16 protein-coding genes are annotated in these 21,121 nt (G+C 73.3%); 10 read left to right on the top strand and 6 right to left on the bottom strand.

Features of this window, described 5'->3' with window-relative positions:
* Positions 1-2: 2 nt before the first annotated feature.
* The 9 genes from AB0J21_RS07645 to AB0J21_RS07605 all read left to right on the top strand — a co-directional run bounded on the left by AB0J21_RS07645 (position 3) and on the right by AB0J21_RS07605 (position 13,696).
* On the top strand, positions 3-1,268 hold the full coding sequence (locus AB0J21_RS07645) for a 6-phospho-beta-glucosidase (RefSeq protein ID WP_363144927.1): 1,266 nt from the start codon (positions 3-5) through the stop codon (positions 1,266-1,268).
* Positions 1,259-2,296: a BadF/BadG/BcrA/BcrD ATPase family protein gene (locus AB0J21_RS07640; protein WP_363144926.1), complete on the top strand. Its 1,038-nt coding sequence runs from the start codon at positions 1,259-1,261 to the stop codon at positions 2,294-2,296. Before AB0J21_RS07645 ends, AB0J21_RS07640 begins: the two co-directional genes overlap by 10 nt.
* A 347-nt stretch (positions 2,297-2,643) precedes the next feature.
* Complete coding sequence (locus tag AB0J21_RS07635; protein ID WP_363144925.1) at positions 2,644-4,134, top strand: hypothetical protein; 1,491 nt, start codon at positions 2,644-2,646, stop codon at positions 4,132-4,134.
* 70 nt (positions 4,135-4,204) lie between these two features.
* Positions 4,205-5,236, top strand: a complete 1,032-nt coding sequence (locus tag AB0J21_RS07630; RefSeq protein WP_363144924.1) for a glutamate ABC transporter substrate-binding protein — start codon at positions 4,205-4,207, stop codon at positions 5,234-5,236.
* A 267-nt stretch (positions 5,237-5,503) separates the two neighbouring features.
* Positions 5,504-6,796 carry a hypothetical protein gene (locus AB0J21_RS07625; protein ID WP_363144923.1) on the top strand — a complete coding sequence of 431 codons (1,293 nt, stop codon included), beginning with the start codon at positions 5,504-5,506 and terminating at the stop codon, positions 6,794-6,796.
* 33 nt (positions 6,797-6,829) lie between these two features.
* Complete coding sequence (locus tag AB0J21_RS07620; RefSeq protein ID WP_363144922.1) at positions 6,830-9,649, top strand: tetratricopeptide repeat protein; 2,820 nt, start codon at positions 6,830-6,832, stop codon at positions 9,647-9,649.
* Positions 9,650-9,652: 3 nt separating this feature from the next.
* Positions 9,653-11,056 (top strand): PP2C family serine/threonine-protein phosphatase, encoded by a 1,404-nt coding sequence (locus AB0J21_RS07615; RefSeq protein ID WP_363144921.1) that lies wholly within the window; start codon positions 9,653-9,655, stop codon positions 11,054-11,056.
* A gap of 165 nt (positions 11,057-11,221) precedes the next feature.
* Complete coding sequence (locus tag AB0J21_RS07610; RefSeq protein WP_363144920.1) at positions 11,222-12,547, top strand: VWA domain-containing protein; 1,326 nt, start codon at positions 11,222-11,224, stop codon at positions 12,545-12,547.
* 96 nt (positions 12,548-12,643) lie between these two features.
* The gene (locus AB0J21_RS07605) at positions 12,644-13,696 is read left to right on the top strand and encodes an FHA domain-containing protein (protein ID WP_363144919.1); all 1,053 of its coding nucleotides are present in this window, start codon (positions 12,644-12,646) and stop codon (positions 13,694-13,696) included.
* A 94-nt stretch (positions 13,697-13,790) separates the two neighbouring features.
* On the opposite strand, the gene AB0J21_RS07600 is transcribed toward AB0J21_RS07605, so the two are convergent.
* Entirely contained in the window at positions 13,791-14,798 is a 1,008-nt protein-coding gene (locus AB0J21_RS07600) for a methyltransferase domain-containing protein (protein WP_363144918.1), read from the bottom strand.
* 136 nt (positions 14,799-14,934) lie between these two features.
* Between AB0J21_RS07600 and AB0J21_RS07595 the strand changes: the two genes are divergently transcribed.
* Entirely contained in the window at positions 14,935-15,339 is a 405-nt protein-coding gene (locus tag AB0J21_RS07595; RefSeq protein ID WP_363144917.1) for a globin, read from the top strand.
* 45 nt (positions 15,340-15,384) lie between these two features.
* Here AB0J21_RS07595 and AB0J21_RS07590 read toward each other — a convergent pair whose 3' ends face one another.
* The 5 genes from AB0J21_RS07590 to AB0J21_RS07570 all read right to left on the bottom strand — a co-directional run bounded on the left by AB0J21_RS07590 (position 15,385) and on the right by AB0J21_RS07570 (position 20,944).
* On the bottom strand, positions 15,385-16,119 hold the full coding sequence (locus AB0J21_RS07590; RefSeq protein ID WP_363144916.1) for a hypothetical protein: 735 nt from the start codon (positions 16,117-16,119) through the stop codon (positions 15,385-15,387).
* Positions 16,116-16,565, bottom strand: a complete 450-nt coding sequence (locus AB0J21_RS07585) for a thioesterase family protein (protein ID WP_363144915.1) — start codon at positions 16,563-16,565, stop codon at positions 16,116-16,118. Before AB0J21_RS07585 ends, AB0J21_RS07590 begins: the two co-directional genes overlap by 4 nt.
* 6 nt (positions 16,566-16,571) lie before the next feature.
* Positions 16,572-18,236 carry an energy-dependent translational throttle protein EttA gene (gene ettA / locus AB0J21_RS07580; RefSeq protein WP_363144914.1) on the bottom strand — a complete coding sequence of 555 codons (1,665 nt, stop codon included), beginning with the start codon at positions 18,234-18,236 and terminating at the stop codon, positions 16,572-16,574.
* Positions 18,237-18,507: 271 nt separating this feature from the next.
* Complete coding sequence (locus tag AB0J21_RS07575) at positions 18,508-19,908, bottom strand: Cys-Gln thioester bond-forming surface protein (protein ID WP_363144913.1); 1,401 nt, start codon at positions 19,906-19,908, stop codon at positions 18,508-18,510.
* A 418-nt stretch (positions 19,909-20,326) separates the two neighbouring features.
* Positions 20,327-20,944 (bottom strand): single-stranded DNA-binding protein, encoded by a 618-nt coding sequence (locus AB0J21_RS07570; RefSeq protein WP_363144912.1) that lies wholly within the window; start codon positions 20,942-20,944, stop codon positions 20,327-20,329.
* Between the last annotated feature and the right edge of the window lie 177 nt (positions 20,945-21,121).

The following is a 21,121-nucleotide window of genomic DNA, read 5'->3' as shown; positions in this document are numbered from 1 at the left end:
CCATGAAGCTCACCGTGGTCGGCGGAGGTTCGACCTACACACCCGAACTCATCGACGGGTTCGCGCGACTGCGCGACACCCTGCCGATCGAGGAACTGGTCCTGGTCGACCCCGCGGCCGACCGGCTGGAGCTGGTGGGCGGCCTCGCCCGGCGGATCTTCGCCAAGCAGGGCCACCCCGGCACCATCACCACCACCTCCGACCTGGACGCCGGTGTCGAGGGCGCCGACGCGGTGCTGCTCCAGCTCCGCGTCGGCGGCCAGGCCGCCCGCGACCAGGACGAGACCTGGCCGCTGGAGTGCGGCTGCGTCGGACAGGAGACCACCGGGGCCGGCGGCCTCGCCAAGGCCCTGCGCACCGTGCCCGTCGTGCTCGACATCGCCGAGCGCGTGCGCCGCACCAACCCGGACGCCTGGATCATCGACTTCACCAACCCGGTGGGCATCGTGACCCGGGCGCTGCTGACCGCCGGGCACAAGGCCGTCGGCCTGTGCAACGTCGCCATCGGCTTCCAGCGCAAGTTCGCGCGACTGCTGGACCTCGCGCCCTCCGAGATCCACCTCGACCACGTGGGCCTGAACCACCTCACGTGGGAGACGGGCGTCCGCCTCGGCGGCCCCGAGGGCGAGGACGTCCTGCCCCGGCTGCTCACCGAGCACCTGGACGCGGTCGCCGACGACCTGCACATGCCGCGCGAGGTCGTGACCCGGCTCGGCGTCGTCCCCTCGTACTACCTGCGCTACTACTACCAGCACGACGCCGTCGTACGGGAGGCGCGGACGAAGCCCACGCGCGCCTCCCAGGTCGCCGCGATGGAGAAGCAGCTCCTTCAGATGTACGGGGACCCGAAGCTCGACGAGAAGCCGGAGCTGCTCGCCAAGCGCGGCGGCGCCTTCTACTCGGAGGCGGCCGTGGACCTCGCGGCCTCCCTGCTGGGCAGCGGTGGATCGCCGTACCAGGTCGTGAACACCTTCAACAACGGGACGCTGCCCTTCCTCGCGGACGACGCGGTGATCGAGGTGCAGGCGAGCGTCGGCCACGAGGGCGTCGTCCCGCTGCCCGTCAAGAAGCTCGACCCGCTGTACGCCGGTCTGATCGCGCACACCACGGCGTACGAGGACCTCGCGCTCAAGGCCGCGCTGAACGGCAGCAGGGACGCGGTGTTCCAGGCGCTGCTCGCGCACCCGCTGGTCGGCCAGATCGAGTACGCGGACCAGCTGACCGACACCCTGATCGCGCACAACCGGGAGCACCTGGCGTGGGCCTGAGCACTCCCGCGTCCGCCGCCGTCCTCGCGGTCGACGCGGGCAACAGCAAGACCGACGTCGCCCTCCTCGCCGCGGACGGCACCGTCCTCGGCGCGGCGCGCGGCGGCGGCTTCCAGCCCCCGCAGGTCGGGGTGCGCACCGCCGTCGACGTCCTCCAGGACGCGGTGGAGCGCGCCTTCGCGGACGCCGGCCTGCCGGCCGACGCCCGGGTCCAGCACGTCTCGGCCTGTCTGGCCAACGCCGATCTCCCCGTCGAGGAGGAGGAGTTGGCGCGGGCCATCGACGCGCGCGGCTGGGGCGGTACGACGACGGTGCTCAACGACACCTTCGCGGTGCTGCGGGCCGGTCTCCTGGAGGACGCCGAGCCGCGCGGGGTCGCCGTCGTGTGCGGGGCCGGGATCAACTGCGCCGGGATGCTGCCGGACGGCCGTACCGCCCGCTTCCCCGCGATCGGGAAGCTGTCGGGCGACTGGGGCGGCGGCGGGGGCCTGGCCGAGGAGGCCCTGTGGTGCGCGGCGCGCGCCGAGGACGGCAGGGGCGAGCAGACCCGGCTGAGGGGGGCGCTGCCCGCCCACTTCGGCCTGGAGACGATGTACGAGCTGATCGAGGCCTTCCACCTCGGCCGCATCCCGTACGCGCGCCGGCACGAACTCACCCCGGTGCTGTTCGCGGTGGCCGGTTCCGGGGACGCGGTCGCCGAAGCCCTCGTGGCGCGGATGGCCGAGGAGGTCGTCGCGATGTCGACGGTCGCCCTGCGCCGCCTCGGCCTGCTCGGTGAGGAGGTCCCGGTGCTGCTGGGCGGCGGGGTGCTCGCCGCCGGGCACCCGGGGCTGAACGGTCGGATCGTGCGGCTGCTGGCCGAGCGCGCCCCGCACGCCGTGGCCCGGGTCGTGGCCGAACGTCCGGTGCTGGGCGCCGCGTTGCTGGGCCTGGACCACCTGCGGCTGCCGACCTCGGCGCACGACCGGGCCCGCGCGCACTGGGCCGGTCCGCGGCAGGTCCCCCGTCAGGAGGTCCCCGCGGTCTGAGCACCGCCTCTCCTTCACCCGTGGCCGTTCCGTTCGAAGCGGAACGGCCACGCGTGGTTTCTCCTCCCCCGCCCGTACCGGTGCCGTACGGGAACCGGCGGCGGGTGCGCCGGCGTATAGAAGGGCAGCGGCGCGCGACCGCGACCCGGGGCGCCGTGTACGGTCACGGTCGCGGAACGTGAGCACGCGGTCCGTCCGCCCGCGACCGACGCGTACGGGAGCGCACCACGCAAGATCGATGAAACGCTGGCGTGGACACGGGGGCCGGGGACCATACTGGCGGCCCAGCACTTCTCCCCGCCGACGCGAAGGGGAGCGAACGCCGAACGACCGAGGGGGAGGTCGCAGTGACACACCCGCCGAACGGCAGGGCCGCACCCGGGGGCAGCGTGCTGTCCGAGGCTCCCGGGAACGCGCCCGCCTCCCCACCGGCCGCGCCCACCGTGCCCGCGCAGCGTGGGGCGCCCGGGGCGCCCGTACCGCGTCGCTCCGCCTGGGCGGAGGGCGTGGACCGGTTGCGGTACGCGCTCGGCACGGAGCCGGGGCGGCTGCGGCTGATCGGGCTGGTGCTCGCGCTGCTCGTCGTGGCCTTCGGGGCGGTGACGGCGTGGCAGACCGCGGAACGCTCGGCCGCCGCCCATGACGTACTGCACCGCAGCCAGCCGCTGACGAACGACGCGGCGAGCATTTTCCAGGCGCTCGCCGACGCGGACACGGCCGCCTCGACCGGCTTCCTCTCCGGCGGGCAGGAGCCGGCGAAGACACGCGAGCGTTATGACCGCGACATCGAACTGGCCTCGGAGAAGCTCGCGGCCGCCGCCTCCAACAGCGGTGTCTCCTCCTCCTCGGCCGAGGCCATAGCGAAGCTGAACCGGAAACTCCCGGTCTACACCGGGGAGATCGACACCGCGCGGGTCTACAACCGCCAGGGCCTCCCGCTGGGCGGGGCCTGGCTGCGGCACGCGAGCGAACTGATGCAGACCGACATGCTCCAGCAGGCCGAGCGGCTGTACCAGGCGGAGAACGAGCGGCTGGGCGAGGACTACGACCGGGCGACGCCGTACCCGTGGCTCGCGATCGGTCTCGGCGTGCTGACACTGGCCGCGCTCGCCCGGGCCCAGGTGCGGGACTACCGCAGGACCAGCCGGGTCCTCAACCAGGGCCTGGTCGCGGCCGGCGCCGCCACGCTCGTCCTGCTGCTGTGGGTGACGGCCGGTCACACGGTCGCACGCGGTGAGCTGAACAACTCGAAGGAGAGCGGGGTCGCCTCGCTGCGCGTGCTCAACGACGCGCGGATCGCCTCGCTCAAGGCGCGGGCGAGCGAGAACCTGACGCTCGTGAACCGGGGCGCGGTGACCCGGAAGGTCGGTGACAAGACCGTCGACGCCTACGAGTACACGTACCAGCAGCAGATGAAGGCGCTGGCCGGTCCGGAGCAGTCCGGGCACGGCAAGGACGGCGGCTACCTCGGCCGGGCCCTGGAGCTGGCCGACAGCGGCGCGGGCACGGGGGCCGTCGAGGAGGCCCGCGCCCGCGCGCAGGAGTGGCGCAACCGGCACGGCGAGGCCCGGCGGCTGGACGACGACGGCGAGTACAAGAAGGCCCTGGAGAAGGTGATCGGCACAGCCGGGAACGCCCGGCCCACCGCGCAGTCCTTCGACGCCGTCGACAAGGCCCTCGGCGGCGGGATCACGGCGGAGCAGGCCGATTTCCGGGGCTCCGCGCAGGACGGCGAGGGCGCGATGACGGGGATGCCGGTGGGCTCGGGGGTGCTCGCGCTGCTCGGCGGCGCGGGCGCGGTGCTGGGCATCGGCCGCAGGCTCTCGGAGTACCGGTGAGCGGGGCCGCGCGCGGACGGACCGCGCGCGACCGTACGGGCGGCGGCCCGGGTGGACGGGAGGAGGCACGATGACGCGGCGACGCACGCACGTGGAGGGCGGGGCGGGCCAGTGGCGGTCCCGGGCCCTGACGGGGCGCCGGGGCGCGGCGGTGGCGGCGGTGGCCGGCACCGGCGCCCTGGTCGCGGGGCTGCTCCTGGTCCCGTCCGCCGGACCGGGAGCGGGCGGACCGGCGCGGGCGGCCGGTTCCGGCGGCACGGCGCACGCCTCGGGGGTGAGCGCGAGCAAGGACTGCACCAACGACGAGTTGTACAAGAGCGTGCCGCCGTCCACGGCCGAGGGGCCGACCATCAAGGACATCAAGACCCGGACGGACAAGCCCAACCGGCTCATCGTCGGCGTGGACCAGAACAGTTACCGCTGGGGCTTCCGCAACCCGCAGACGAACGACCTGGAGGGCTTCGACATCGACCTCGTACGGCGGATCGCCAAGGAGGTGCTGGGGGACGAGAAGGCCGTGGCCTTCAAGACGATCCCGACCAACCAGCGCATCGCGGCGATCCAGAACGGCGACGTCGACATGGTCGTGCGCACGATGACCATCACGTGCGAGCGGCTGGCGGACGTGGCCTTCTCCACCGTCTACTTCGAGACGGGCCAGCAGTTGCTCGTCCCGCAGGGCTCCCCGATCACGGGCTACGACGACTCGCTGAAGGGCCGCCGCCTGTGCAGCGCCGAGAACTCCACGGCGCTCGGGGAGCTGAAGAAGAAGAGCTTCGGCGCGGACATCCGCACCCAGGTCCCCAATCAGCTGGACTGTCTGGTGCGGCTCCAGCTCGGGCAGGTCGACGGGGTCGTGACCGACAGCGCCCTCGCGGCGGGCCAGGCCGCCCAGGACCCGGCGGTGCACCTGGTGGGCAGCCCGTTCACGAAGGAGTACTACGGCATCGCGATGAAGAAGGACGCGACGGACCTGGTGGCGCGGGTCAACCGCGTCCTGGAGGACTACCGGAAGTCGGGCTGGTCCGCCTCGTACGACAAGTGGCTGGCGGCCGACCTCGGCGGGGGCGCGAAGCCTCCGGGCCCCGAGGTCTCCCCGTGAGGCCGGACCGGCGGCCGGCCGGGCCGGTGAGGAGTGAACGCGGGGTGGCGAGGGGCAGGGTGTGGAAGAGACAGCGGACGTGGTGAACGGAAGCCTCCCGGACCGGCCGGGGCGGCCGGTTTCCGTGCCCGGTTCCGCCGAGCGGAGGGGTGAGCGATGCGTGCCACGCGATCTGTTCCCGGACCCGTCGGGCCGGTGCGGTCCGAGGGGCCGTCCGGATCGCCGGGGACGTCACCGGCGTCTCCCGCCGGTCCGGACGGCGCGGTGATGGACCGTGACGCGGTCGACCGCGCCCTGGCCCGGCGCACGGCGGAGCACGAGGCCGTCGAGACCTCGCTGCTGGCGCTCCAGGACCACGCGGGGCGGCGGCTGCTCGAAGGCGCCGGGCTGACCGGGGTGACCCGGGAGCGCTGGGCGGCGACCGAGCGGTCCATCACGCTGCTGTGGTCGTACTTCGACGCGTACACCGAGGCCCTGTCGAAGGCCCGCGCGCTGCGGGCGCGGCGTCGCTGGCCCGGCGGCCAGGACCTGACGGAGCTGACGGAGCTGCTGGAGGGCGAGAGCGTCACGGTGCCCGGAGAGGCGGCGGCCGCCGGCCCGCCCGGCGGGCTGTCCTCCTCGCTGACCGGCCCGGACAACTCCCGGCTCAGCGTCCGGTTCAGCCTGGAGGAACTGGTCGAGCGGATGAACGAGCTGTACGCGCGCTCCCTCGACGTGGTGATCGCGGCCGACGCGGTGTGGTCGGCGCTGCCCGCCCGTATCGACCTGCTCTCCGCCGAGCTGCACCGCACCCGCGAACTGGCCCGTTCGGTGGGCGTGCGGCCCGGGGAGCATCCGGCGGGCGACGACCTGGAGCGGATCGCGCGGGTGCTGTCCGCGCTGCGCGAGCAGGTGGTGAGCGACCCGCTGGAGTTCTGGCAGGCCACGCAGGGCGCCTCCTCTCCCGGCGCGGGCCGTTGCGACACCCGCCGCTACGACCGGGAGGCCCGCGCCCTGGACGAGGTGCGCCGGGAGATCGAGGCGGTCATCGACGTACGGCAGGACGCGGAGGAGCGGCTGCTCGCGCTGCGGGACGTGCTCTCGCGCGCCGACCGGACCCTCGCGGAGGCGCGGGCGGCGCGCGGCGAGGTGCTCGCGAAGATCGCGGCCTCCGAGGTCCCGGCGGTCAGCGGACCGCCCACCGCGCTCCAGGAGGAGCTGGCGCGCGCCGCCGAGTACCGCAGGCGCGGCCACTGGTCCCGGCTGTCCCCGCTGCTGGAGTCGCTCGAATCCCGAGCGCAGACGGAACTGCTTCGTGCCCGGGAGCAGTTGTCGGCGGTCGCGGCCCCGCTCGCGATCCGCGCCGAGCTGCGCGGGAGGCTCGACGCGTACAAGGCGAAGATCGCCCGGCACGGGCTGGCCGAGGACCTGCTGCTGGTCGAGCGCTACGACCTCGCGCGCCGGATGCTGTGGAGCGCGCCCTGCGATCTGCGCGCGGCGGAGCAGGCGGTCCTGCGCTACCAGCACGCGGCGGCCGAGACCCTGGGCGGCGGCCGCCCCGAGGACCGGAGGCAGCCATGACGTACCGCACGAGCAGCACGAGCAGGGGGAGACATGAGTGAGCGGCAGTGCCAGCGGCCGGGCTGCGAGGGCGCGTACGAGGACATGGGCGGCGGCGAGCTGTACTGCGGCACCTGCGGTCTGGCGCCGGTCGTCTCGCCCGACGGGCTGATCGCCTCACCGCCGACCGGGCTCACGGGCGCCTCGGCCCGAGGGGGCGCGGGCGCGCGTGCGGGCTCCGGGTCCGCCGGGTCGGCGTCCGCCGCCACCCACTCCTCGCACTCCTCGCGCTCCTCCCGTTCCTCGAAGTCCTCGAAGTCCTCGCGGCGTTCGGTGTCGGCGCGGCTCTCCGGCCGGGTGGCCTCGCGTTCGGTCACGGCGCGCAGCGCGGGCACCGGTTCGGGGGCCTCGGCGCGCGGCCGGCTGGGCGCGGGTCTGGTGACGGTGCCGCCGGTGCCGCGCCCCGATCCGCGCCAGGTCGTGCAGGAGAACCCGGAGGTGCCCGAGCGCAAGCGGTTCTGCTCGCGCGGTGACTGCGGGGCGCCGGTGGGCCGTTCGCGCGGCGGCAGGCCGGGCCGTACGGAGGGCTTCTGCACGAAGTGCGGCCACCCGTACTCCTTCGTGCCGAAGCTGACGCGGGGCACGATCGTGCACGGGCAGTACGAGGTCGTGGGCTGCCTCGCGCACGGCGGCCTGGGCTGGGTGTACCTCGCGATAGACCGGGCGGTGTCGGACCGTTGGGTGGTGCTCAAGGGCCTGCTGGACACGGGAGACCAGGACGCGATGGCGGCGGCCATCTCGGAGCGCCGCTTCCTCGCCGAGATCGAGCACTCCAACATCGTGCGGATCTACAACTTCGTGGAGCACCTGGACCAGCGCACGGGGTCCCTCGACGGCTACATCGTCATGGAGTACGTCGGCGGGAAGTCGCTCAAGGAGATCGCCAACGCGCGCAGGAACGCGGCGGGTCTGCGTGATCCGCTGCCGGTGGAGCAGGCCTGCGCCTTCGGTATCGAGGCGCTCGACGCGCTGGGCCATCTGCACAGCCGTTCGCTGCTGTACTGCGACTTCAAGGTCGACAACGCGATCCAGACGGAGGACCAGCTCAAGCTCATCGACATGGGCGCGGTGCGCCGGATGGACGACGAGGAGTCCGCGATCTACGGCACGGTCGGCTACCAGGCGCCCGAGGTCGCCGAGGTGGGCCCGTCGGTGGCCTCGGACCTGTACACGGTGGCCCGTACCCTCGCGGTGCTGACCTTCGACTTCCAGGGCTACACGACGGTGTACGCGGACAGCCTGCCGGACCCGGACCACATCGAGGTGTTCCGCGCCTACGAGTCCTTCTACCGGCTGCTGGTGCGGGCCACCGACCCCGATCCGGCGCGGCGGTTCGGCTCGGCGCAGGAGATGTCGGAGCAGCTGACGGGCGTGCTGCGGGAGGTCGTGGCGCTCCAGACGGACCGGCCGCGCCCCGCGCTGTCCACGCTGTTCGGCCCGGAGCTGGGGGTCGCGGACACCGAGCTGTTCGTCCCGGCGGGCGCCGGGGTCTCGCGGCTGGGGCTGCGTTCGGCGCCGCAGGGCCGCCGGGCACGACGCGCGGCACTCGCGGGCGCGGGCCCGGTGAGCGCGGTGGGCGCGGGGCTGCCGGAGCAGGCGCAGGGCGGGTTCTCCGCGGCGCTGCCGGCCGCGGGCGCGCAGCCGCAGGCGCTCGGGACGGGTTTCGGCGCTCCGGGTGCGCCGGGGACGGCGCCCGGTCAGGCCGGCTCCGCGCTCGTGTCCGCCCCGGCCGCGTCCGCCCCCTCCTCCCCCGCCCCGGCGACGGAGAGCGGCGCGGCGGGCGCGCTGCGGGCGCTCGACCCGACGCGTACGGCGCTGGCGCTGCCGGTGCCCCGGGTGGACCCGGGCGATCCGAACGCGGGTTTCCTGGCGGGCCTGATGGCCTCGGCGCCCGCCGAGCTGATCAGCGCCCTGCGCGCGGCGCCCGGGGAGTCCCTGGAGGTGCGGCTGCGTGAGCTGCGGGCGCGGCTGGACCTGGGGCAGACGGGTTCGGCGGCGCAGTCCCTCGCGGACCTGGAGTCGCGGTATCCGGACGACTGGCGGGTGGTCTGGTACCGGGGGGTGACCTCGCTCGTGGGCGGTGACCGGGAGAACGCGGCGCTGGCCTTCGACGCGGTGTACGACGCGTTCCCGGGCGAGCCCGCGCCGAAGCTGGCCCTGGGCCTGTGCGCCGAGGAGCTGGGGCAGTTGGACAACGCGGCGGAGTACTACCGCCTCGTCTGGGTGACAGACCCCGGTTTTGTGAGCGCGGCCTTCGGGCTGGCCCGGGTGCATCTCGCGGCGGGTGACCGGCGTGCGGCGGTGCGGGCCCTGGAGTCGGTGCCCGAGGTGTCGATCCACTGCACGGCGGCGCGGACGGCGGCGGTCCGCGCCCGTTTGCGGGGCAGGGTGGCGCACGAGCCCCTGCTGGACGATCTGCGGGCGGCGGCGCGGCAGGTGGAGGCGCTGGAGGCGGCCGGTCTGGACGCCGTGCGCAAGGAGTTGCTGACCACCGAGGTGCTGGGCACGGCTCTGGACTGGGTACTCTCGGGGAATCGCGGTGCCCCGTCCGGTTCCGCCTCCGGCGGCTTCGCGACAGGCGGCGCCCCGGGCCAGGCGGGCGGCGGGACCGCGGTGGGCGGTGCCGCTGTGGCACCGTCCGGCACTGGTGCGGGAACCGCGGGGACCCTGCTCGGCTGCGCGCTCGACGAGCGCGGGCTGCGCTTCGGTCTGGAACGCGCGTACCGGACCCTGGCCAGGCTCGCCCGCAGTGGCGAGGAGCGGATCGAACTGGTGGAGCGGGCGAACCGCCTCCGCCCCCGGACGTGGGTGTGATTGATGTCGCAGATGCACCAGCTTTCCGCGTGCCCCAACTGTGAGGAGTCCCTCGACGAGGGGGACTTGTTCTGCGGGGCCTGCGGATACGACCTGTCGGCGGTGCCCAGGCCCCCGGCGCAGGCTCCCGGCGGCGCGCCGGCACAGGCGGGCGCGGGGGTGGGCCGGGCCGAGGCCTGGCCGGCCGCGCGCGAGGCGGACAGCGAGGGCAGGCCGGCGCCCGTGCACCGGGGTACCGACGTGCGCGGTACGGCCTCGGACGGCACGGAGCTTCCGGCCGGCCATCCGGAGCCGCCGGACGGACCGGACGGACCGGACGGACCGGACGGACCGGACGGACCGGGCGGGGGCGAGGACTACGCGCTGCCCGCACCGGGCGCGGCCGTCCCGGCGCCGCCTCCGTCCCCGGCCGCGCCGCCCGCCGCGCCGCCCCCGTCACCGGCGTCCGGCGCCCCGGCCGATCCGCGGACGGCCGTGCCCTCTCCCGCGCGGCCGGGGCCCTTGTGCGTGGCCTGCCGGGCGGGGCAGGTCGACCCGGACGGGTACTGCGAGCACTGCGGTCACGCCCAGCCCCGGGAACGGGATCACATGGAGCAGGAGTTGAGCGCGGTCGCGGCGGTCAGCGACCGGGGGCTGCGCCATCACCGCAACGAGGACGCGTTCGCGGTGTCGGCGACGACGCTCGCGGACGGTACGGCGGTGGCCACGGCGATCGTGTGCGACGGGGTGTCCTCGGCGACCCGTCCGGACGAGGCCTCGCTGGCGGCGGCGCGGGCGGCGGACGCCTCGCTGATGGCGGCGCTGCCACAGGGCACGCATCCGCAGCAGGCCATGTACGACGCGATCCTGGCGGCCTCGGAGGCGGTCAACTCCCTGGCCCAGGGCCTGCCGCCGGTCTCGGACCGTCCGCAGCAGAACGCCCCGGCCTGCACGCTGGTGGGCGCGGTGGTGGGGGCGGGTCTGCTGGTCGTGGGCTGGGTCGGGGACAGCAGGGTGTACTGGGTGCCGGACGATCCGCAGGCCCCGGCGCACCGGCTGACGGAGGACGACTCGTGGGCGGCGCAGATGGTCGCGGCCCGGCTGATGAGTGAGGCGGAGGCGTACGCGGACGAGCGGGCCCACGCGATCACGGGCTGGCTGGGCGCGGACGCGTACGAACTGGAGCCGCACACGGCTTCCTTCAAGCCGGACCGGCCTGGTGTCGTGGTGGTGTGCACGGACGGTCTGTGGAACTACGCGGAGAGCGCGCGGGAGATGGCCGGGGTGATCCCGGCGGACGCGGCGCGCCGCCCGCTGCACAGCGCGCAGACCCTGGTGGGCCACGCGCTGGACGGCGGCGGCCACGACAACGTGACGGTGGCGATCCTGCCGTTCCGGACGGCGCCGACGACGACCGCAGGCGAGTGAGGCGGCCTGCATTCCAGAGGCGAGTGAGCCGAAGGGCGCGTCGGTGTCGGGAGTGCGGCCGCGCGCGGGCCCGACGAAGGAGGGCTGAGCACGACCGTACTCCCGACACCGACTGAGGCGCCCGGAGGCGAACCGAGCCTCCAAAAAAAGGGGGGTTTTATCAAGATGGCGAATTTCTCGAAGCCGGCCGTGCCGCGGTTCTCCGCGGAGGTGTACCAGAACGCCCATCTGCCGGAGGGTGCGGGCGAGGTCAACGCGATCGTGACGGTGACGTCGACGGGCGGCGGTACGGCGGGGGCGTTCCCGGGGGCGGCGGGGGGTCAGGACGCGGCGGTCGCGCTGATGGTCGACTGTTCGGGCTCGATGGACTATCCGCCGACGAAGATGCAGAACGCGCGGGCGGCGACGGCGGCGGCGATCGACACGCTGCACGACGGGGTGCACTTCGCGGTGATCGCGGGTACGCATGTCGCGAAGGAGGTCTATCCGGGCGGCGGCCGGCTGGCGGTGGCGGGCGAGCAGACCCGGGAGCAGGCGCGGCAGGCCCTGCGTTCGCTGAGCGCGGGTGGCGGTACGGCGGTGGGGACGTGGCTGCGGCTCGCGGACCGGCTGCTGTCCTCGGCGCAGGTGTCGATCCGGCACGGGGTCCTGTTGACGGACGGCCGCAACGAGCACGAGTCGCCGGAGGATCTGCGGGCGACGCTGGCGGCGTGCGCGGGCCGTTTCACGTGTGACGCGCGGGGTGTGGGCACCGACTGGGAGGTGAAGGAGGTCACGGGGATCGCCTCGGCGCTGCTGGGGACGGCGGACATCGTGGCCGATCCGCAGCATCTCGCGGCCGACTTCACGGGGATCATGGAGAAGGCGATGGGCAAGGAGGTCGCGGACGTGGGTCTGCGGCTGTGGACGCCGCAGGGCGCGGAGATCGCCTTTGTGAAACAGGTCGCACCGAGCGTCGAGGACCTGACCGCGCGGCGCAGCGAGGCGGGTGCGCGGGCGGGCGACTATCCGACGGGTTCGTGGGGCGACGAGTCGCGCGACTACCACGTGTGTGTCCGGGTCCCTCCGGCCGGTGTCGGCCAGGAGATGCTCGCGGCGCGGGTCTCGCTGGTGGTCCCGCAGGCGGACGGCGGGGTGCAGACGCTGGCGCAGGGCCTGGTGCGGGCGGTGTGGACGGACGACATGGCGGCGTCGACGACGATGAACCCGCAGGTCGCGCACTACACGGGTCAGGCGGAGCTGGCGCATGTCATCCAGGAGGGCCTGGACGCCCGCAAGGCGGGTGACGAGGACGGGGCGACGGCGAAACTGGGCCGCGCGGTGCAGTTGGCGAACGCCTCCGGCAATGACGATACGGCGAAATTGCTGGCGAAGGTGGTGGATGTGCTGGATGCCCCTGCGGGTACTGTGCGACTGAAGGCGAAGGTCGCGGAGGCCGACGAGATGACTCTCGAAACCCGGTCGACGAAGACGGTTCGCGTGAAGAAGTGAACGTGAAGAACTGAAGCAGTGTGCCGTCGTGAGACGTGAAGGACTGCGTGAGACCGGCCGCCCGGCCGGAGTAGAAGGAGAGGAGGAAGCGCCGACATGCCGACCTGCCCGAACGGACACCAGTCGGGTTCCGACGACTGGTGCGAGGTCTGCGGCCACCGCATGGCCGGGTCGGGCGGACCTGTGCCGCCGCCTTCCCCGCAGCCCGCTCCCCCGTACGGCTACCCGCAGCCCGGCGAGGGTGCGGGGCAGCAGCCGGAGCTGTGCCCCCAGTGCGGTACGCAGCGTGAGGCCAACGCCCCGTTCTGTGAGCACTGCCGCTGGAACTTCCTGACCAACACGGCGACCTCGTACGTGCCTCCGGCGCCGCGCGCTCCGGGCGCGCCGGGTGGTTTCCCGGGGCGTGAGCCGCACGAGTACCAGGCTTCGCGGCCCTCGCAGATGAACCGGCCCGCCGAGTCGTTCAGTCCCGATCCGCGCGATCCGGGGGCGGGCGGCTACTCGACCGGTGCGGGGGCGCCGCCGCCCGCCCCGGCCCCGCCGGGCTTCCCCGACCCGTACCAGCGTGAGCAGCAGTCGTATCCGCCCGCTCCGCCCGCGCAGGGCGCTCCGCAGGGCGGCCGGCACGGCGGTCAGGGCACCCAGCAGGGTCCTGGTGCCGGGCACGGGTTCGGCGGCGGGGACGACGACTGGCTGGTGGCTCCGCCCTCGGCGCAGTATCCGCCCTCGGCTCCGGCGGGTCCGGGGACCTGGTCGGCGACGATCGCCCCGGACCGCGACTACTTCATGGCGATGATGCAGCGCAGCGGCCCGGAGGCGGCGGGGCTCAACATGCCGGCCTACTCGCCGGAGCAGCATCTGCCGCTGACGGGGAACCAGGTGACGATCGGCCGTCGCCGGCATTCGACCGGGGACACCCCGGACATCGATCTGTCGGTGCCGCCGGAGGACCCGGGGGTCTCGCACCAGCACGCGGTGCTGTCCCAGCAGCATGACGGCAGTTGGGCCGTGGTGGACCAGAACTCGACCAACGGCACGACGATCAACGGCGGTGAGGAACCGATCCAGCCCTTCGTGACGGTGCCGCTGGCCGACGGCGATCAGGTGCATGTCGGCGCCTGGACGACGATCACGATCCGCCGGGACTGACGCGGCGCGTGTCCGACGGCGCCCGGACGGGCCGTACGCCAGGGGGCTCGCCCCCGGCGTACGGCCCGTCCGTCGTTTGGGGCTCTCGGGCTTCCTAGGGCAGCGACCAGGCGTAGGGGCCGTCGGGTTCGTCGAGCCAGGCCCACTGGTGCGGTCCACGGACGCTGACGCCGAAGCGTTCGCGGCCGGGGAGTCTCTCGCGCTGCCACAGCGCCATCGCCTCGTGCGGGTCGAGCTGTCCTACGGTGAGGGCGAGCAGGAAGCGGAAGTCCTCGTCGCGGGCGGCCCAGTGGGGCACTCCGCCGAGGTAGGGCGAGGGGACCAGCCGCTGGTCGCCGCCGCGCAGCGGCACGAAGTAGGCGGGGATGGGCAGGAACCGGCCCTCGGCGTGTTCGGCGTCGCGCACCCGCAGGGCGAGCAGGCCGGTGGCGAGGGGTGCGAGGACGAGCGCCCCGGGGGCGCTCTGCTCCAGCCAGGCGCGGGGCAGGGTCCCGATGGCGCAGGTCACGACGGTCCGGTCGTAGGGCGCGTCGCCTCTCCAGCCGCGGGCGCCGTCCCCGGTGACGACGTGCGGGCGGTATCCGGCGCGTGCGAGGTGGGCGCGGGCGGACTCGGTGATCTCCGGGTCGAGGTCGACGGTGGTGACGTGTCCGTCGCCGACCCGGTGGCTGAGCAGGGCCGCGTTGTAGCCGGTGCCGGCGCCGATCTCCAGGACCCGGTGGCCTTCGTGCACGTCGAGGTCGCGGAGCATGCGGGCCATGAGGGAGGGCTGGCTGCTGGAGGAGACGAGTTCCCCGTCGCGCAGCCGGGTCGCGAGGGGGGCGTCGGCGTAGGCCCCGTCGATCCAGCGCTCCCGCCGTCGCGCGTCCGGGTCCTCTCCCCACAGGCGCTCGTATCCGCCCTCCCGGGACCGGGTGTAGTACCAGGGGACGAACAGGTGCCGGGGCACGGCGCGGAAGGCGTCGGTCCAGGGGGAGCCCGGGGTGAGGCTGCCGTCGGCGAGGAGGGCGTCCACCAGGGCCTTCCTGGCCTGCCTGGCGCGTTCGGCTTCCCCGTCGGGTCCGGTGTCGGTTGCTGGCGGCTGGCGCTGCGGCTCGCTCATGCCTCCACTGTCCTGCGCGGGCGCTCCCGGCGCGAGTACGCGACGCGATGACGGGGCGGGCGGTTTCCGTCCCGGGGCCCGGGGTCCGGGCCTTAGGTCTCAGGTCCTCCGCCGGGCCGTCTGAGACGATGGTGGGGTGAACGAGATCCCGCACGGCACGGTTCAGGAGCAGACCTTCTACGAGCAGGTCGGCGGTGAGGCGACCTTCCGGCGCCTGGTGCACGTCTTCTACCAGGGCGTCGCGCAGGACCCGCTGTTGCGCCCGATGTACCCGGAGGAGGACCTCGGCCCGGCGGAGGAGCGGCTCGCGCTGTTCCTCATGCAGTACTGGGGCGGTCCGCGCACCTACAGCGACAACCGGGGCCATCCGAGGCTGCGGATGCGGCACGCGCCGTTCGCGGTGGACCGCGCGGCGCACGACGCCTGGCTCCGGCACATGCGTACGGCGGTGGACGACCTCGGCCTGTCCGAGGAGCACGAGCGCACGCTGTGGACGTATCTCACGTACGCGGCGGCCTCGATGGTCAACCGGGCGGAGTGAGCCGTCAACCGGGCGGGTGGGCCGGGGCGTTCGACCCGGCGGGGTTCAGCCGCGCGGGGTGACGCTGAGGCCGCCGAGCCCGGAGCGGCGTACGGCGATCGAGCCGTAGGGCGTGTGCAGGCGCAGCCAGGGCCCCGAGGAGTACAGCGCGAGTTGTTCGTCGGCGCCGGTCTGCGGGCTCGCGGCGGCGCGGGAGACGGCGCCCCCGGTCTGCGGCCGGTGGGGGCGCAGGAAGCCGAGGGAGTGCGCGGCGTGCGCGGCGCGTACCGGCAGGCTCGTGTCGCCCACGGTGCGCGACCACACCTCCCGTCCGATGCGGTCGAGTTCGCCGCGGGTGCGGCCGGGCGGGGCGAGCCGTTCCATGCGGGTGCGGAACTCGGTGACGGCGGCGGAGACGGCGGCGCGTACGGCCTGCGGCAGCAGCGGCACCGGTTCGCGGCGCCAGCCGCCGCGCGGGGGCAGCAGCCCGGCCCAGGGCGGCCCGGTGACGGCGGCGGGCACGGTGAGGGAGGCGGTGGCCTCGTCGACGGCCTCCAGGAGGTCCCCGGCGGACACGGTGACGTCGATCTCGTCCGCTGCCCCGCCCGGGGCGCGTTCTTCGAGCCGGACCGTCCGGATCGCGAGGACCTCGAAGGACGGGGGGCGGCCGAAGACGGCGAGGGTCGCGCCGCTGCCCCGGAGGCGGACGGCGGCGGCCTTGTCGTAGTGCAGCAGCCGGCCGAGGAAGGCCGCCAGGTCGGCGGCCTCCCCCGGGTCGGCGCAGCGCAGGGTGGTGCTCATACGGCGAGGGTCTGTGAGGAGCCGTCGTCGCGGTACTTCTCCAGGTACTCGCGCTCGTAGGCGGTGATCCGCCGGGGGCGCTGCGCCTGGAGGTCGTAGGGCACGACGACGGTCGAGGCCCGCGCGTACACCTCTTCCGGCCGCCCGGCCGTCTCCGGGTCCTTGACCTCGTAGGCGATGGTCAGGGACGCGGCACGCAGCTGCGTGACCCAGGACTCGACGGTGACCGGCGCGTGCCGGTGCACCAGGGGCCGCAGGTAGTCGATCTCGTGCCGGGCGACGACCGAGCCGCCCGAGAAGGACGGTCCGTCGCCCTCCGGCTTGAGCCGGAACATGAAGTCGATACGGGCCTCCTCCAGGTAACGGAGGAAGACCACGTTGTTGACGTGCCCGAAGGCGTCCATGTCGGCCCAGCGCAGCGGGCACTGGTAGAGGTGTCGCGCCATCGCCGCTCAGCCCCGGGTGAGCTTCTTGTAGGTGGCGCGGTGCGGGCGGGCCGCGTCGGCGCCGAGCCGCTCGATCTTGTTCTTCTCGTACGACTCGTAGTTGCCCTCGAACCAGAACCACTTGGAGTCGCCCTCGTAGGCGAGGATGTGCGTCGCGACGCGGTCCAGGAACCACCGGTCGTGGGAGACGACCACGGCGCAGCCGGGGAACTCCAGCAGCGCGTTCTCCAGCGAGGACAGGGTCTCGACGTCGAGGTCGTTGGTCGGTTCGTCGAGGAGCAGCAGGTTGCCGCCCTGCTTGAGGGTGAGCGCGAGGTTGAGGCGGTTGCGCTCGCCGCCGGAGAGCACCCCGGCCGGCTTCTGCTGGTCGGGGCCCTTGAAGCCGAACGCGGAGACGTAGGCGCGCGAGGGCATTTCGACCTGGCCGACGTTGATGTAGTCGAGCCCGTCGGACACGACCTCCCACAGCGTCTTCTTCGGGTCGATGTTGGAGCGGTTCTGGTCGACGTAGGAGATCTGGACGGTCTCGCCGACCTTGATGCTCCCGGAGTCCGCGTCCTCGAAGCCCTGGAGCATCTTGAACAGCGTGGTCTTGCCGGCGCCGTTGGGGCCGATCACGCCGACGATGCCGTTGCGCGGGAGGGTGAAGGACAGGTCGTCGATGAGGACCTTCTCGCCGAAGGCCTTGTTGAGGTGGTCGACCTCGACGACGATGCTGCCCAGACGCGGGCCCGGCGGGATCTGGATCTCCTCGAAGTCCAGCTTCCTGGTCTTCTCCGCCTCGGCGGCCATCTCCTCGTAACGGGCCAGGCGCGCCTTGGACTTGGCCTGCCGGCCCTTGGCGTTGGAGCGCACCCACTCCAGCTCTTCCTTGAGCCGCTTGGCGCGCTTCTGGTCCTTGGCGCCCTCGACCTTGAGACGGGTCTGCTTCGTCTCCAGGTACGTCGAGTAGTTGCCCTCGTAGCCGATGGCGCGGCCCCGGTCGAGTTCGAGGATCCACTCGGCGACGTTGTCGAGGAAGTACCGGTCGTGGGTGATGGCCACGACGGTGCCCTCGTACTTGGCGAGGTGCTGCTCCAGCCAGTTCACCGACTCGGCGTCGAGGTGGTTGGTGGGCTCGTCGAGCAGCAGCAGGTCGGGGGCTTCCAGCAGCAGCTTGCAGAGCGCGACGCGGCGCTTCTCGCCACCGGAGAGGTTCACGACGGGCCAGTCGCCGGGCGGGCAGCCGAGGGCGTCCATGGCCTGTTCGAGCTGCGCGTCGAGGTCCCAGGCGTTGGCGTGGTCCAGGTCCTCCTGGAGCTTGCCCATCTCCTCCAGCAGCGCGTCGGAGTAGTCGGTCGCCATGAGTTCGGCGATCTCGTTGAACCGCTTGAGCTTGCCCATGGTCTCGGCGACGCCGTCCTGGACGTTCTCCAGGACCGTCTTGGTCTCGTCGAGCGGGGGCTCCTGGAGCAGGATGCCGACGCTGTGGCCGGGCGAGAGGAACGCGTCACCGTTCGAGGGCTGCTCAAGACCGGCCATGATCTTGAGCACGGTCGACTTGCCGGCGCCGTTGGGGCCCACGACACCGATCTTCGCGCCCGGCAGGAAGCTCAGCGTCACGTCGTCAAGGATGACCTTGTCGCCGTGCGCCTTGCGCGTCTTGCGCATGGTGTAGATGTACTCAGCCAAGAGAAACCGTCCGGCAGTCGTGGATCTGACAGTGTCGTAAAAGGGCTCCGCCGCGTGCGGGCAGATGCATCCATCTTGCCGTACCACGGGGCTGGGGCGAAAACGGGTTCCCCCCGGGGGTACCCGTGCGCAGCGCCGCCACGCGGCGGGCGCACAAGCGGCACGAGGCCGGAAGCCCGGTACGTCCGGGCCCCGGCCTCGTCACCGAACGCACCGGGTGCGGTGCGCTCAGTGGTGTCGGCTGCTGGTGAGCCGACTCCTGGTACTGCGGTTACGCCGTCTTCCTCCGCTTGAGGAAGAACACGGTGCCGCCGCCGAGGACGACGAGCACGACGGCCACACCGGCGATGACCGGGGTCGCGCTGGAGCCACCGGTCGCGGCGAGGTCGCCGCCCTTGCCGGAGTCGCTGCCGGAGCCGGAGCCCGCCGGGGATGCGCTCGGCATCGGCGACTGCTCGCCCTTCACGCTCTCGCCGCCGGCGGACGCGACCTTGCAGTCGAGAACGCCCTTGATCTCCTTCTGGAAACCGTTCGGCCCGGTGATGGTGAAGTCGTAGGTCTCGTCCTCCTTCACCGGCACCGTGACGGTGGCCGTCTTACCGGCCTCCACGGTGTGCTGCTGACCGGCCAGCTCGAAGGTGAACGGCTTGTCGCCCTGGTTGCTCGCGGTCACGTCCACGCCGTTCTTGGCGCAGTTCTTCTCCGCCGAGACGGCGGGGATGGCGCCCTTCTCGGCCCAGTTCGCGGTGGCCTGGGCGGAGACGGTCGACTCGCTGGAGCCGGCCAGGATCTGCGTCTGGCTGCGGGTGTCCGAGGCGAAGGCCCGGCCGACCGGGACGGTCGTGGTGGCGCGCACGGTCAGCGCGGCCGAACCGGGCGCCGCACCGGCCGGCACGTCGAAGAAGAGCTGGCTGCCGTCGGCCGCCGAGGTGACGGGCTTGCCGTCCTTGTCGACGATCTTGACCCCGGCGCCCGCGGCGTCGGCGGAGGCCTCCAGGCCGGCGCTGCCCGCGTTGGTGTGCACGGTGACCGGTCCGAGCTTCTCGCCCGCCTTGCCGGAGACGGCCGGCGGGTCGAGCGTCAGCGAGGACTTCGGCTCGGCGATGTTCTGCGCGCTCTTCTGGAGGTAGTCGGCGAGCTTCTCGGCGGCCGGGTCGACCGCGTCGACGTCCGCGCCGTCCGAGTAGCGCCAGATGGCGACCTGGGTGCCCGCGGCGGCCGTCTTCTCGGTCAGGCTGCCCGCACCGGCCTTCTGGGCCAGCTCGGCCAGGTTGTTGACCTGGGGGTACGAGTTCTCCAGAATCCAGCGGATCTTGCCGGCTTCCGGGTTCGTGTTGAGGGACGTCCCGCTCCAGGGCGTCTCCTGGTACTTCGCGTCCGGCTGCGTCGGGTGGTTGATGTCGATGCAGTAGGTCTGGAGCGTTCCGCCCTGGTCGACCTCCATCGTGAACAGCCCGGCCTTGACCGACTTGTCCTGGTCGCCGTGGATCACGGCGTCGCCGCTCTTGTCGCTCAGTCCGCCGAGCGTGGCGGAGGCACCTCCCTGGTGCTGCGAAGCCTCGTCCGCCGCGGCGGCCGCGCCCGCGCCGGCTATCGCACCGGTGGCGACGACGCCGGACACGACCGCTGCCGCGGCGAGGCGGGCGGCACCCCGCCTACGTACAGAAAACATGTAATTCCCCTCCGGGCAGGACCCGTACAGATCGTGGGGTGGGGTCCCACCAGCAGAATTCAGTGCCAAGTGCCCCATGGGCCGCAGCGGGTCACACCCCGCGGGCCTCGCCAGGAATCCTAGGTACGGAGCGCCACTCTCTTCCCAGTCATACCGTCTGACAACCAGTTCGCATCGCAATCGTTATCCACGACAGGCGCGTTGACCCGCCCGTATCGACAAGTCACCGCCATGGACGCCCCGATAAGCCGCAGTTCGGATGCGTCGGTGATCGGGCGACAAGGCGGCCGACTGCGGCCGACCTCGCTACAGGCCGTCGGCCGCGCCCCGGCGGGCGACCGCGCGGGCGCGCACGGCTGCCCGGCCGGAACCGGCCCCCGCCCCGCCCCCGGGCGGCCCGCGCCTGCGCTCGGCGTGCCTAACCGACCGCCGCTCCGGCTGCTTTCCTCCGCGGCCTCGCCGCCGCCCTCTTCCCCGCGGGCGCCGCCGACTGCGCTGCCCCGGGGGCGCCTTGGCCCGCCGGAGGCTCGTCCTGACTGCTCATCACGCCCACGTCCGGAGCGGCCCCCGCGGACTCGTCCGTGAGGAACAGGGAGTCGACCGGGTCGCCCGGGCCTCCCGGGCGGCCCACCGCCTCGGCGGCCTCGGCGGCCGCGGCGGTCCTTGCGTCCTCCGAGGTGCGCCGCACCCGCCGGAACGCGGAGGTGCCGCGGGCCATGTCGTGGCCGACTGCGACCGCGTCGATGTCCACCGAGGTCCAGTGCTGCCCGCCGCGCTCCTCCTCCCGCACCCGCAGCCTGCCCTGCACGACGACGGGCTCCCCCACCGACAGGGAGGCGGCCAGGTTCTGCGCCAGGGAGCGCCAGGCCAGCACGGTGAAGAAGTTGGTGTGCCCGTCCAGCCACATCTGCTTCTCGCGGTCCCAGCGCCGCGCGGTCACCGCGAGCCTGAACCGGGTGAGCGCCCCGGTCGGCACCTCCCGGAACACGGGCGTCGTCGCGACGTTGCCCACCACGGTCACCATCGTCTCGTTCATCGTGCACTCCCCCTGCCGCGCCGCTTCCCGGCGCCTCGCCTGCCTCTGCCGTACCGGCACCGTCCGATGCCGTGCACACAGAGTGACCGATTCCGGCGATCCCCGCAGGGCCTGTGGATAACTCACCGACAGACAGTCACGGAAAGTGCCGTGAACGGGGCAGTGCCTCACCCGTGT

This window comes from Streptomyces sp. NPDC049954 (genome assembly GCF_040656295.1).
In the GTDB taxonomy this organism is placed as follows: domain Bacteria; phylum Actinomycetota; class Actinomycetes; order Streptomycetales; family Streptomycetaceae; genus Streptomyces.
This window is presented reverse-complemented; position numbering and strand designations above follow the sequence as displayed.

Bases quoted from the DNA above. Each gene is read 5' to 3' on its own strand.
- AB0J21_RS07570 (WP_363144912.1), bottom strand. From the start codon at position 20,944: ATGAACGAGACGATGGTGACCGTGGTGGGCAACGTCGCGACGACGCCC.
- AB0J21_RS07610 (WP_363144920.1), top strand. From the start codon at position 11,222: ATGGCGAATTTCTCGAAGCCGGCCGTGCCGCGGTTCTCCGCGGAGGTG.
- AB0J21_RS07615 (WP_363144921.1), top strand. From the start codon at position 9,653: ATGTCGCAGATGCACCAGCTTTCCGCGTGCCCCAACTGTGAGGAGTCC.
- AB0J21_RS07575 (WP_363144913.1), bottom strand. From the start codon at position 19,908: ATGTTTTCTGTACGTAGGCGGGGTGCCGCCCGCCTCGCCGCGGCAGCG.
- AB0J21_RS07600 (WP_363144918.1), bottom strand. From the start codon at position 14,798: ATGAGCGAGCCGCAGCGCCAGCCGCCAGCAACCGACACCGGACCCGAC.
- AB0J21_RS07590 (WP_363144916.1), bottom strand. From the start codon at position 16,119: ATGAGCACCACCCTGCGCTGCGCCGACCCGGGGGAGGCCGCCGACCTG.
- AB0J21_RS07630 (WP_363144924.1), top strand. From the start codon at position 4,205: ATGACGCGGCGACGCACGCACGTGGAGGGCGGGGCGGGCCAGTGGCGG.
- AB0J21_RS07620 (WP_363144922.1), top strand. From the start codon at position 6,830: ATGAGTGAGCGGCAGTGCCAGCGGCCGGGCTGCGAGGGCGCGTACGAG.
- AB0J21_RS07625 (WP_363144923.1), top strand. From the start codon at position 5,504: ATGGACCGTGACGCGGTCGACCGCGCCCTGGCCCGGCGCACGGCGGAG.
- AB0J21_RS07605 (WP_363144919.1), top strand. From the start codon at position 12,644: ATGCCGACCTGCCCGAACGGACACCAGTCGGGTTCCGACGACTGGTGC.
- AB0J21_RS07645 (WP_363144927.1), top strand. From the start codon at position 3: ATGAAGCTCACCGTGGTCGGCGGAGGTTCGACCTACACACCCGAACTC.
- AB0J21_RS07585 (WP_363144915.1), bottom strand. From the start codon at position 16,565: ATGGCGCGACACCTCTACCAGTGCCCGCTGCGCTGGGCCGACATGGAC.